The sequence below is a fragment of the Shewanella gaetbuli genome, assembly GCF_023284065.1.
GTDB lineage: Bacteria > Pseudomonadota > Gammaproteobacteria > Enterobacterales > Shewanellaceae > Shewanella > Shewanella gaetbuli.
Window position 1 is genome coordinate 39,988 of the sequence record NZ_JAKIKP010000005.1, and the last position, 12,844, is coordinate 52,831.

At 40.9% G+C, this 12,844-nt stretch carries 12 protein-coding genes; 7 read left to right on the forward strand and 5 right to left on the reverse strand.

Going from position 1 to position 12,844, the window contains the following annotated elements; all coding sequences use genetic code 11:
• Positions 1–39: 39 nt before the first annotated feature.
• The 3 genes from L2672_RS08430 to L2672_RS08440 are packed head-to-tail and all read right to left on the reverse strand — an operon-like array spanning position 40 to position 3,565.
• Positions 40–1,206, reverse strand: a complete 1,167-nt coding sequence (locus L2672_RS08430) for an ABC transporter permease (protein WP_248995399.1) — start codon at positions 1,204–1,206, stop codon at positions 40–42.
• On the reverse strand, positions 1,206–1,940 hold the full coding sequence (locus L2672_RS08435) for an ABC transporter ATP-binding protein (RefSeq protein WP_248995400.1): 735 nt from the start codon (positions 1,938–1,940) through the stop codon (positions 1,206–1,208). The genes L2672_RS08430 and L2672_RS08435 overlap by 1 nt, the downstream gene beginning before the upstream one ends.
• A gap of 2 nt (positions 1,941–1,942) precedes the next feature.
• Positions 1,943–3,565, reverse strand: coding sequence for an alpha/beta hydrolase (locus tag L2672_RS08440; RefSeq protein ID WP_248995401.1), 1,623 nt, complete (start codon positions 3,563–3,565; stop codon positions 1,943–1,945).
• A gap of 474 nt (positions 3,566–4,039) precedes the next feature.
• Here L2672_RS08440 and L2672_RS08445 point away from each other — a divergent pair, with 474 nt between their 5' ends.
• From L2672_RS08445 to L2672_RS08455, 3 genes are all read left to right on the forward strand, one after another.
• Entirely contained in the window at positions 4,040–5,827 is a 1,788-nt protein-coding gene (locus L2672_RS08445) for an AMP-dependent synthetase/ligase (RefSeq protein WP_248995402.1), read from the forward strand.
• A gap of 210 nt (positions 5,828–6,037) precedes the next feature.
• A complete protein-coding gene (locus L2672_RS08450) occupies positions 6,038–6,361 on the forward strand; it encodes a hypothetical protein (RefSeq protein ID WP_248995403.1) in 324 nt (107 codons plus the stop codon).
• Positions 6,362–6,544: 183 nt separating this feature from the next.
• Positions 6,545–6,925: an acyl-CoA thioesterase gene (locus tag L2672_RS08455; protein WP_275975005.1), complete on the forward strand. Its 381-nt coding sequence runs from the start codon at positions 6,545–6,547 to the stop codon at positions 6,923–6,925.
• A gap of 104 nt (positions 6,926–7,029) precedes the next feature.
• On the opposite strand, the gene L2672_RS08460 is transcribed toward L2672_RS08455, so the two are convergent.
• Entirely contained in the window at positions 7,030–7,455 is a 426-nt protein-coding gene (locus L2672_RS08460; RefSeq protein ID WP_248995405.1) for an acyl-CoA thioesterase, read from the reverse strand.
• Between the two features lie 260 nt (positions 7,456–7,715).
• On the opposite strand from L2672_RS08460, the gene L2672_RS08465 reads away from it, so the two are divergent.
• On the forward strand, positions 7,716–8,711 hold the full coding sequence (locus tag L2672_RS08465; RefSeq protein WP_248995406.1) for a Solitary outer membrane autotransporter beta-barrel domain: 996 nt from the start codon (positions 7,716–7,718) through the stop codon (positions 8,709–8,711).
• A 65-nt stretch (positions 8,712–8,776) separates the two neighbouring features.
• On the opposite strand, the gene mtnC is transcribed toward L2672_RS08465, so the two are convergent.
• Positions 8,777–9,454 carry an acireductone synthase gene (gene mtnC / locus L2672_RS08470; RefSeq protein WP_248995407.1) on the reverse strand — a complete coding sequence of 226 codons (678 nt, stop codon included), beginning with the start codon at positions 9,452–9,454 and terminating at the stop codon, positions 8,777–8,779.
• A 392-nt stretch (positions 9,455–9,846) separates the two neighbouring features.
• On the opposite strand from mtnC, the gene L2672_RS08475 reads away from it, so the two are divergent.
• From L2672_RS08475 to L2672_RS08485, 3 genes are all read left to right on the forward strand, one after another.
• The gene (locus tag L2672_RS08475) at positions 9,847–10,296 is read left to right on the forward strand and encodes a dCMP deaminase family protein (protein WP_248995408.1); all 450 of its coding nucleotides are present in this window, start codon (positions 9,847–9,849) and stop codon (positions 10,294–10,296) included.
• Positions 10,297–10,621: 325 nt separating this feature from the next.
• Positions 10,622–10,951 carry a c-type cytochrome gene (locus tag L2672_RS08480; RefSeq protein ID WP_248995409.1) on the forward strand — a complete coding sequence of 110 codons (330 nt, stop codon included), beginning with the start codon at positions 10,622–10,624 and terminating at the stop codon, positions 10,949–10,951.
• A 162-nt stretch (positions 10,952–11,113) separates the two neighbouring features.
• Entirely contained in the window at positions 11,114–12,841 is a 1,728-nt protein-coding gene (locus tag L2672_RS08485) for a DUF3373 domain-containing protein (RefSeq protein WP_248995410.1), read from the forward strand.
• Positions 12,842–12,844 lie beyond the last annotated feature (3 nt).

Consider the following 12,844-nt stretch of genomic DNA (forward strand, 5'->3'; position numbering starts at 1 on the left):
GACTCACTCATCAAAAAATACTATTTCAATCAATGTGGCTTATAAGCCAAACACCACCTTTTCACTTTTAAGCATTTTTTCTAGTCCTAACATCAGCGCAATTGAAATGATGATTGTTGCTGCTGAGGATACCGCTAACTGCATCATGGGAATGTCTTTCCCTTTAATGAAGTCCATTAATGCCTGTTGTTGGCCTGAAACCGGTAGCCATTGCAGTGCATCAGGGGCGATGTTGTAACTGGCGGCCATGGATAATGCTAAGGGTACAAATAACACCATGGTTAAGTATGACTGTGCTTCTTTAAAGGTTTTTGCCATAAATGACACAAACAATTGTAATGTTGAAGCTAGCAGCGCTACAGGAATACCAATGGCAAACATAAGTGCCATAAAGTCGGTGGAAATATTAATGCTAAAGCCCAGTTCTTGCCACGGCACAAAGGCGTAGGCTACTTTCGAAATAAGCAATATGAGTATTAACCCCAACAAGGCAAAGGTGGTTACTGCTATCACTTTACCTAGTACTAGTTGGCGGGTACTTATTGGGTGGCTGAGCATCAGTGCTAAAGAGTTGCGTTCACGTTCACCTGCACTGGTGTCAATAGCAAGGTTCATACCTGAAATAAACACCGAATAAATCATGGTGAAAATAGCAATCCCTAAGATCATACCGCCTCTAGAATCTGGCGTGGCTTGGTCTTGTACGTTTACCTTAATGGATTGCATAACTTGAGGATTAACCCCGCGCGCGATTAGGCGCAAACTGCCCATTTCAGCGTTGTATGCTTGTAATTCACGCTTTAAGCGTTGAATGGATTTTTGCAATTTTTCATTAGAATTATCCGCTTGTAAAATCACTTCTGCTGGTTTGGCTTTGGCCATGTTTTCAGCATAATCGTCGCTAATTATTAAGGTAATATCTTTTATATCAATATCTTTGATATCAGGGCCTTTTTCTGCGGAGTCTGGGTCAACAGCGTTAATGCCTTTGTTGCCAAGGTAACGCACTAAGTCAGGTGCATTTTGGGCTTTTTGAATAGTAATGTTTAAATCTTCAGGACTGGTTAATTGGCCTATTAATACCATAAACATGCCACACATAAGCAGTGGCGTACCAATGGCGTAATATAAGCCTGCCATAACAGAACGTTTGTCTCGGGCGGCATCAATTAACTCTTTGCGCACCATTGCGATAAGTTTATTCATTATGCTGCAATCCCTTCGTCGGTGCCGATAAGCTTAATAAAGGCTTCTTCTAATGAGGTTTCGCCGGTTTGTTGGCAAAGCTCTTCTGGGCTGCCGGTGGCGACCACTTGTCCGTTTGCCATAACAATAACGTGATCGCACAGTGCGGCCACTTCTTGCATAACATGGCTTGAGAATAATACGCAGTGGCCACGGGCTTTTAGGTCTAACAATATGTCACGTAATAAGCGGGTGCTCATAACGTCTAGGCCGCGGGTGGGCTCGTCTAGAATAATATTGGTAGGCTGGTGGACAATGGCTTGTGCCAGTGCGGTTTTCATCCGCTGACCTTGAGAAAACCCTTTACAGCGGCGTTCGCTAATGTCATTTAAATGCAGCTGCTCAATAACATCTTGTGTCGCTTTTTTAGCATCTTTACGAGACATGCCGCTAAGCTCTGCAAAGTATTGAATATATTCCCGTGGTGTTAAACGTTCATACAGTCCAAAGGGATCTGGAAATAACCCTAATTGCTGTTTAGCGGCTACGGGCTGCTCGGCAACATTAATGCCGTCAACTTCGGTATGGCCTTCGTCGGGGGTTAATAAACCAAATAGTGTACGCAAACAGGTGGTTTTACCGGCACCATTAGGGCCTAACAAGCCGGTGATTTTACCGTCTTGAGCACTAAAGCTCAGTTGATTTAGCGCTTGCACGTCGCCAATTTTTTTCGATAAATTTGTCACTGAAATCATGATTATTCCTTATCTGTGCCAGTGGCATTTTGGGAAGCTGCGTCATCATCAGTTGATGGCGCGGCCTGCGCTAATTGGGGCTCAACTGTGTTGGCATTTAGATAAAAACTTCTGCGAATATCTTTTTCTAAACAGCTGGCATCAATGTCTTTTACGCTGTTGCTATTAACTAAATCGGCAATGAGGTCGTTGGCACAGGTTTGTGCAGCTACACCGTGGGTAGCAAAGGGTGAGATTAAATGCTTGGCATTGGTCATCTGCTTTTTAGCAAGCGCTGCCCAATTAGGTGGGGTGGCAGGGTCTAACTCGCCTGACAAAAGTAAGGTGGGTAAGTCGCTGTTAATGGGTTGACTAAAGTCATCATCAACAGGGGGCATTTTCCACACTTCACAGGTTTGCTCTAGGCCGTCAATCATGTTGGCGCTCACATAAGATTCTTTGGCATCTTTGCGCATTTGCTCAGTTATGCGGTGAATATCTTCGCCGCACACGACTGAAGCATGCATACCCATTGCTAAGCCTACTCCGTCAGCTGACAGCGCGTATATGCCTAGAATGGCTTGATAATCTTCATTGGCAGCTTGATGAATGGCATGAGGTAGCAGGGCACGAACTGCTGGAGTGTATAACGCCATGCGTACAGCGCCGACAAATTTACTGCGGGTGAGTAAAAAAGTGCTGGGTTCGTTAGTGAGTGGGTCTTTTACTTTTTCTGTTACCGGTGATTTAGCTAGGCGCTCATTAACCTTGGTAAAGTCAGCAAGCAGCTCAGGAAATTGCTGTTGGCATGCGGTATTGTTTTCACAATCACGAATGAGTAATTGAAAACCTCGTTCAATGGCGCTGCCAATGGCTAAGACACTTTGCTGCATTGGTACCACACCATCTATGGTTACAGTGGCAAGAGCTTCAGGGTAATGACGCATATAAAGCTGCGCCATTCTGGTGCCATAAGAGACACCGTAAAGGTGAAGTTTGTTATAGCCAAGGTAAGTTCTTACCGCTTCAAAATCAGTGAGTGCGGTTTCGCTGCCGTATTGGGTAATGTCGGCGGTAGTTTGGTCTAGGCATTTTTGGGTTTCAGCTATCATGTCGATGCTTTCATCGTCAAATGCCAGTGTTGAAGTGACACTACTATCTTCACAATTCAATATATTCGATTGGCCTGTACCGCGTTGGTCAATCAGTAATATATCGCGCTGTTGGCGTACTTTACTTAATAGGCGATCAAACCCTGCTGCATGCTCAACCGCCGATTGTCCGGGGCCTCCTGCAATGGCCAATAATGCTTCATTGGGGTGAGTATTTTTGATGGCAGGCAAAATAGCAAAATGAATATCAATTTGGGTGCCGTCTGGTTTTGCAGGGTTTTCTGCAACGGTGATTTGTCCGCACTGTAATTGCTCGGCCATACCGTCTAAATAGCACGGGCTGGTTTTTGCTTGAGAATTAATTACGGTGGTTTTTTCAGCGCTAATCGTATTCGTGTCACTGGCTAAACTGGCATTGATGTTCCCAAACGGGGAAAGCAATACGCATAAAATCATAGCCCATCGCGTTGAATACACCGTTGGTTTGCGTCGTTGCATGGTTAGCGCTTTGCTGACTAACTTCCTGTTGACCATCAGAACGTTTCCTTTTTGCATTTTTAAATGATTGTGTTTGATGTTTAACTATTTTTATCTTGTCATCACTGTAGTCAAACTTGTGCTTGGGAGTTTAAGTCAATCTTAGTGAATTCGGCAAACTAACTCGCTGATTAATGATGATTATGCCTTTATATGATAATGGCATTTGAGAATAGATTGAGCACCAGCGGGCAATTATAACGTGAATAACAATACTGCTCTAGCGTGTTATTTAGCCCCTATAATAGGGAAGTGGGCTGGTCATTTTATGGCTGACCCCCTAGGTTTGTTGCTAAAAAGTAAACGCCAAGTGTGGAATAATGGGTTATCGATCAATAAATGTAAGTTTTGACAGTTTAAAAGTGATCCAGCCCCCATGATTAACTTAAAAATACTTATGGTTTTGTGTGGCTTCGGGTAGAATGCCCACAAAAAGATGTACAGGTGTAAGCTAAAATGGGTGGTAGTACAATGTCTCTAGAAAAATATCATTTAGTTAAGTTGCTGCAGCAGCAAGGTCAAAGCTTGGGTGACGCAGTCGCGCTAGAAGGGTTTGAAACAGCAGCGCCATGGGATATGGTTTCATGGAAGCAGTTTGACACTATCACCAATAAAGTCGCACAGCTGTTAATTGATTTTGGTTTACACAGCCAAGATAAAGTTGCAATTATTGCTAACAACTGTCCTCAGTGGACTTGTGCTGATGTTGGCGCACTTAAAGCCCGCAACATAGTGGTACCTGTTTATCCAACAAATACCATTGAACAAGCAGTGTTTATTGTTAATGATGCACGTGCAAAAGTGGTTTTTGTTGATAATGAAGCGCAATACCATACCGCGTGTAAAATTCAAACTCAGTGCCCAAGCGTGCAGCATATTGTGGTATTTGATTCATCTGTAACGCTAGCCTCTAGTGAGCATTTTCATTTTGATGCATTACTTGCTTCAACACATTCAGCAGCTAGTGAAACTGAATTAACCAGCCGTTTAACCGCCGCCAATTTAGATGACCTACTGACGCTTATTTATACCTCAGGTACAACAGGCGACCCTAAAGGGGTGATGCTGGATTATCGCAATATTGCCTCAATGATTGAGCAGCATGATGATGAAATTGCCTTTAAACCCGGTGATGTGTCATTAGCATTTTTACCATTAAGCCACGTGTTTGAGCGCGGTTGGAGTATGTATGTACTCTGCCGTGGTGGTCATAACGTGTATTTAAGTGACACTAACCGCGTAAAAGAAGCCATTGCCGCAGTGCGTCCACATACTTTATGTGTTGTGCCACGCTTTTTAGAAAAAGTGTATAGCGCTGTACATGACAAAGTGAATACCGCTCCAGCCTTACGTCAGAAATTATTCAACTGGGCAATAGGGGTAGGTGCGCGTCAATTTGAAGTTACCCAAGGCCGTAAAAAACCAAGCACAGGGTTAGCCATTCAATGGAAGTTAGCCAACAAACTGGTGTTTAGTAAGTTACAAAACGTACTAGGTGGTCGCTTGAAGTTTATGCCTGTTGGCGGCGCGGCACTAGATGTCAATGTGGGCGGCTTTTTCCACAGCATTGGCGTGCCGATTTTATGTGGTTATGGCATGACAGAAACCTGTGCCACGGTTACCTGTAACACGTTAAGTAATCGTGTACCGGGCTCAAACGGTAAACCATTACATGCCATGGAAGTGAAAATTGGCGCCAATAATGAAATTTTAGTGCGCGGCGAAACCGTGATGCGTGGTTACTATAACCGCCCTGAAGATACCGCAGAAGCCTTTGAAGATGGCTGGTTAAAAACCGGTGATGCAGGTGTACTAGATGCTGAAGGTAACTTATACATTACAGACCGCATTAAAGAGCTGATGAAAACATCTAATGGTAAATACATTGCGCCACAACGTGTAGAAGGCAAAGTGGGTTGTTGTCCTTTTGTTGAACAGGTTGCCATTATTGCTGATGCTAGAAATTATGTCTCTGCGTTAATTGTACCGGCATTTGATGCGCTTGAAGCTTGGGCGACAGAAAAAGGCATTAAGGTTGAAAGCCCTATTGAGTTATTACGCAATAGCCAAGTAATTGAACACTTTGAGCATCGTTTGAAAGAGTTACAGCATGAGCTAGCAGGGTTTGAAAAAATTAAAAAGTTCACCTTATTGCCAGAAGCATTTTCAATGGAAGCGGGATTAATTACCCCAACATTAAAACTGCGTCGTAAAAATATTTACAGTAAATACAACGAAGAAATTAACGCAATGTATTAAGGTGTTAGCTTGAGTTGATAACTTATTAAGGGCGCTTCGGTGCCCTTGTTAGTGTTTGATTATGGTTATTTGTTTATTGACTCATCGTAAGAGTTGCATACACGCTTCTGAATTCCTCGCTTGTAATCTGGCGGCTAAATGTGTTTTATGACAGTAGAACATGATTGAGCAATAGGCTTAGCCATTTATCGTATTGAATATGGAGGCGGTATGAATTATTTAGTTATTGCTTTTATGATTGTTATTCTGATTTTGAGTTATTTAAATATTATTGCCAGCGTAATAGTGGTTAAAGATATGGCAACTAAGCCAGCGATAAAAGCGGCAAGACTGGCTTTTATCTGGTTAATTCCTGTTGTGGGATGCATTTTAACTCTTCGATTCACCTTTCAAGAACATGAGACCGCTATTCACAAAAAATGCCTGCCAAGGTTTATGACTTACTGGGTGTATGACGAGTCTACAACCAAAGCAAACCCTCTAAAAGATGATAATGACTTGAAATGCCAAACAGGATTTAGGTCTTTTCATTAGTATCTTTTTGTTGATTTACTCTTATATTAATCAACTGGTTATTATTGCTGTTCGTTTATCATTACATCAATAAGTCTATTGGTGATAAAGACTTTTTTGATGATATGGAATAAACCTCATACAATGCTGCCACGCAAAAAATAACAATAATTAGGATGCTTTGTGACAGATAAACATTTTTCGATGGAATTAATGCCACGTTTTTGTGAAACCGACGCCCTTGGTCATATTAACAATACCGTGATTCCGGTGTGGTTTGAGGCGGCTCGTGATCCGGTTTTTGAAATTGTTAACCCAGGTCAAGACTTATCAAAATGGAACATGATTATTGCCGGTTTTACCATTGCCTTTAATGCGCCCACTTTTTACGGCAAGGCGGTGGTGGTGAAAACTCATATTAGCCGTATTGGTAATAGTAGCTTTGAAATCACTCAAAGCTGTTGGCAACAAGGTAGGCAAACCGCTGAAGCAAAAACCACCATGGTGCATTACGATTATCAAACTGAAAAAAGCCAGCCACTTTCAGATGAAGTAAAACAGCAGTTATCCGCCTATACAGGCTAAGCGCGTTTGCGCAATATTGTTGTATTAAGCGTCAACGAGCATTACAACCGTTGACGCGATTAATGTAAGCCATGTTAACCCTCCACAAGACTCTTTTTCGTCGCTTACTTTTGGTGACTTTTTAGTGCCGCGAGTAAGGTGTCGTTGAGTTCAGCTTTTTTACCGGTTTTAAAGTTAAACATAACGATATTGGCCCAGCCGAGGGTAGTGATGGCTTGCTGCTGTTGACTGTAAGCGGTGTAGTGCATGGTAAAACGGTCTGATTTTATATCACTAATGCTTACCCCAATCGTTAAAGTGTCGGGAAATGTCACCGGACGTTTATAACGTGCATTGGTTTCGCTGACAACGGGGCCAACCCCTGTTTTTTGTAATTCACCCAGTAAGTTAATTTGATTAAAAAAATCAATTCTGGCGGTTTCAAAATATCTGAAATAAACCACATTATTCACATGCTGTAGCGCATCCATTTCTCCCCAAACTACATTGATATCAGTGCGAATTGGGTGAGAGGCGATAAAATCTTCCATAGTAAAGCATCCTAAATTAAGCCGTAATAAGACGTGAATTAAACGGGTGTTTTAATTGTGTGATTAATTTAGCAATCATTCAGGTTAACAACAAGGCTTAACCGGTAATCAGTGAATGTTTAACTAGCTAAACTGTTAAGCTAGGTTTTTATAATTGGCTGAGGTATTTATCAGAAATAGTTATCTATACTTTAGTGAAAGTAGCATCAAGCAGCTTGTTTTCCTCGCTTGGCAGTGACAGTAACAATGGAGGTCAATTTTTGAAGTATTCAGTGGGTTGTGCAGGGAGGGGATTACTTTGCTGTTTGGCCGTATTTTCTGTTAGTGGAGAAGAAAGTAACGTCGATCAATTTGCGGGTAATTTTGCCAAAAGTAATATTACCTCTGCCATGGTGCTCGCTGATGGCAACCTAGTGACTTTGGGGGTAGTGAATTTTAACCCTAATACCGTATTGGGTATCAATAGACCCGAATTTGGTGATTCGGTTTCTTTACAAAGACGTAAAAAACTCAGTGTGTATAGTTTGCCTTATACCACGGATTGGTCAAAAAAGTCTGACTGGCAAACCGCTATGTCGGCGCGAATATCTTACGTAGCTTCTCATGATGATCTTGCTTTGTCTGGTGATGGTTCTGCATTGAATGATTTTGACGAACAAAGTTACTTAGCGAAGTTTGAGTATTTATGGCGTTATTCAATCAATAACCAATGGACCTATAAAATGGGCGTTGGCGGTCAGTTTGTTGATTACCATAACCGGCTTGATTTTGATGCCCAAGAGTACCCTTTACTGAGTGATGAAGTTGATGGCATTGTGTTTAATACTGCCTATAGAGCATTAATGTTTGACCCGTCAGTCGAGTTACATTTTGTGGACATGTTTTGGGGGCATAAGTGGCAATTTGTCAGTCGTATCAATTACGGTACAGGTAAGATGATTGAATATGATAATGCCTTGCAAAATGTCTCGCCAGAAGTCTTACGCTTTAGTAATTCGGTTATTTTTCATTATGAGTTTCCGTCGGTTTGGCAACGATACAATGAATTAAGGTTGTTAATGAAGCGAGTCGATATTCACGGTGATGCTGTCGATGCTTTTGAAACGAATCATTATTATGAAGCGGGATTAGGCTGGCTGGTAGATACATCAAATGACTTGCCTATGTTAGATAATATAGGCTTGGGAGTGACAGTTAATTTTGGCAGTGCGCTGAGTGGCGGCAGTGTCGTTTTGTTATTTAATGAAGAAATTTAATTGAGCCTATCCATAAAAAAACGACCTATTTAAGGTCGTTTTTTTTGTTTATTTGAGCTGAACAATTAACACTCTAGCTCATCAAAGGTGGTGATGGTGTTAAATTTTCCAGTTTTAATGCTTGGGTCTCTGACCATTTGGCAAGTCATCATTCCTGCGGCGTCAGCGGCTTTTAACTCATCAACTAAATCAGAAATAAATAGCATTTGCTTAGGTTTCAAGCTGATGGTGTTGCAAATATTGCTATAGGCTTGCTTATCAAGCTTGTTGCCTGTTCGCGTATCAAAGTGGCCGCTGAATTTAGCAGTGATGTCGCCTGAATCAGTATGGCTAAATAATAATCTTTGCGCGTCAGCAGAGCCTGAAGAAAAGCTATAAATACGAATGTTAGCGGCTAAAATGCGTTCGATATTGTCAATGAAGTCAGGGTAAATATGGCCAGTAAATTCAGAGTTGGCATAGCCTTGTTTCCAAATTAACCCTTGTAATGTTTTTAACGGGGTGACTTTACGGTCTTCATCAATCCACTGACATAAAATTTCGGTCACACGGGCTAAATCAGCATCGGGTTCTAAGGCAATATCTTTTACATCGCTAATGCAGTAATCAACAAGGGCATTGTGCTGATTTTTATCAAGAAAGTCTGCCATGGTATTTTTGGAGTAAGGGAATAAGACATCCTGAATAAAATTTAAATCGGTAGTAGTACCGGCAGTATCAACGATGATGGCTCTTATGCTCATAATGCTTAACGCTCCAAATAACAAAAATTGCTGGTGTTAGATCCTATGCTTTATTGGCTCTTATGGCTAGTGTAAATATGCTAAGTAGGGGAGGATTTGTGAATCAATACCGGCCCACTTACCAGAAAGACATATAGATTAGGTTTTTTAACCATGGTGTTTGAAATTTGTACTATATAAAACATGCTGTTAAGTTATTTTAATTAAACTAAAACGATACAAAGATAAGTATGCTTTATAGGAGTAAACTCGCACTACTGACGCTGATTTTATTATCAGTGGTCGAAACTGTTAGCAGATGCAAAATAACATAGCTGTTTTTTTGTGGTTATCGGGTAAGATAAATATCAATAAGTTACCAAGCTTTAATGTCACTTTAAAAGGTATTAACGATGATTTCTAAATGGGCAAAGCGATTTTTTCAAATGGCGGAGTTAGTTGGGTCGTGGAGTAAAGATCCTTCAACTCAAGTTGGCGCGGTGATCACCAAGCATAATCGTATTGTATCAGTGGGCTTTAATGGTTATCCCCACGGTATTTCAGACAGTGCTGAAACCGATGATCGTGACATGAAGTTACTTAAAACCTTACATGCGGAAGAAAACGCCATTTTATTTGCTAAGCGAGATTTAGATGGTTGCGATATTTGGGTGACTCATTTTCCTTGTCCAAACTGCGCGGCTAAAATTATTCAAACTGGTATTACAGGCGTGTTCTGCCCAGAACAAAGCGAAGATTTTTTATCACGCTGGGGTGAGAAGATTAAAATCAGCCAAGATATGTTTTTACAGGCGGGTGTTAAAGTGAATTGGTTACCCATGGAAGAGTTGAACTCAAATTAATTATCTCTTTAATTAAAGGCTGCTTTTTCAGGCGGCCTTTTTTATTTGCAGTAACCTTTCAAGTATTATGTATATTTTTTGATGACTCACTACGCCCTTTCCTAGCAGAAGATTCTATTGTTTTCTAATAAGAATTTGTCCTAACAAACCTGACACTTATATCCTGTTCATTAGGTTTTTATCAATAATATTATTATCAATTAGATTTTTCTTATGAACATGATCAACATCAAATTATTATCCGTTACTTTTGAGTAACATTGTTAACAAGGTAGATAAATATTGATTTTCTCCCTTTACGATAAAAATAACTTGAGAGGTACTGATGATGAAATTATTCACTCAATTAGGCGTTGTAATCGCTGTAATACTGACCTTGGGAGCCAGCGCGATTGCTGCAGATGGTGGTAACCCTAAAAAAGGCAAACATTTGTATAAAAAGCAATGCAAAGCTTGCCATAGCGTAAATAGTGAGGGGCCAGAGTTAACCCCCATGGCAAAAACAATGGGTCAGTGGGATCGTTTTTTTGAGCGTGACCAACACAAATCAAAACCTGAAGTTTTTAAGGCACTATCTGAACAAGAGCTAAAAGATATACAGCAGTTTTTGTATGATCATGCGGCCGATTCAGAACAGCCCCAAACCTGCGGATAATAACGCAATTACCTAATTATTAAGTGGGTACTTTCCACTAAACCTTATCTAATTTGATTGAATGTAGAAAAAATGAGGCATTACCTCAGGGCTTTCTGCAGCCAAAATTTAGCTAACAAGGGTGATTTACCAATGTTAGCGTAATAAAAAGGAAGCACTATTATGCGTACCTTAATCTCGATTTTAATTGCCAATGTTTTAGCCTTAAGCAGCATAAACGTAATGGCCGACTCTTCACCTACAAACAATGACAGTCAAAAAATAGCCGAATTACAGCGTCAGCTTGATGCTATCACCGATGAACTTGAAGATATGAGTAGTCGCGTGGATAAAACAGAAAGGCATACGGCCCTTGATAGAATAAACATTACCGGTGATTTTAGAACCAAAGTGCACTCGTTGCATTATCAGAATGTGACTTGGAACCCTGCAATGAATGTTGATTTTTCTGACTTCGGCAATAAAGCAATGTCTGGTGCTTTTGGTTTGCCTACAGATGAAAACTCACCGCTTGGACAAATGATGGCAGCAAACCCCAATTTGGCTCAAGCTTTTCAAAGTGGTCAATTACAAGGTGTATTACCTTATGTATTAGCGCCTAAAACTATTCAAGATATTGATAATGATTTGTTTTATACCACCAGACTTCGTCTAGATATTAAAGCTAAGGTTTGGAGTAACGTTAGCTTTTCTGGTCGTTTATCAATGTATAAAAATTGGGGTGACTCTACGGGTACTCAAGTGTTTGATTCCTGGCGCTCTTTCACTATGGATGGCACCAATAGCGGTAATACTAGTGGAGACTGGCTAAGGGTTGAACGAGCCTATTTTGATTGGCGTAATATTGGTGGTAGCCAAACTTATTTATCCATTGGACGTCGCCCATCAACTTATGGCCCACCTAGCCATTACCGAGAAAATGAAAAGCGTGGTGGTACACCTTCTGGACATCTAGTTAATTTTAATTTTGATGGGGCAACTTTAGGTTACAACCTTGGTGAAATTACCGGTATCGAAGGGCAAGTTGTACGCTTTTGTTATGGTCAGGGGTTTGAATCGCAGTGGGGAAATGGCGAAATGTTCGGCGATATTGTTACCAAAGATACCCACTTAGGTGGCTTTAATATTGATGCTATTAATGATGGTAACCATTTCTTACAACTGACTATTTTTGGCGCTAAAGACGTTAATGATGGGTTTAAAGGCACAATGGCATTTCCAACTCAGTTAGCAGGAATTTTTGCGCCTACTATGTATCAAGATATGCAAAAGTTCGACAACTTCAACTTTGTCACTCGTGTTCAGCCAAGCGGTGTAATTGGTGACATGTATTTAGGTGGTGTTGGCTATGCCTTTGAAAGTGATGAAGACTTCAAAGTTTTTGGCTCATTAGGTTGGACTCGTGCTGAACCTAATGGTAACAGCGGCTTATTTGGTGGCATGTTAAGTGATGGGGTGTTTGAAGCAGAGCTTAATAATAATGGTACCGAGATCATTATGGTACCTAAATATGCGCAAGACCCTTCAGTTAAAGATGGTTATGGCATTTATGTGGGCATACAAATTCCCGCACCTCTAGGGAAGTTTGGCTTGGAATATAACTACGGTTCTGAATATTGGACACCTTTTACTCAAGCTCAAGACGATCCTATTGGTAGTAAATTAGCGACTCGTGGTCATGTGGGTGAAGCCTATTATATTTTTGATATCAACCCTCGTATGTTCATCAAGCTTGCAGGGCTTTATTACGATTATGAATACACCGGCAGCGGTACACCTGTTGGTGCACCACAAAAAATTGATGATGTTATCGCCGGCACCGCTTTTTCAATGCTGCCAGTAGTCGATACGGCTTACGATATTAACGCTTCACTTACGGTGAATTTCTAATCA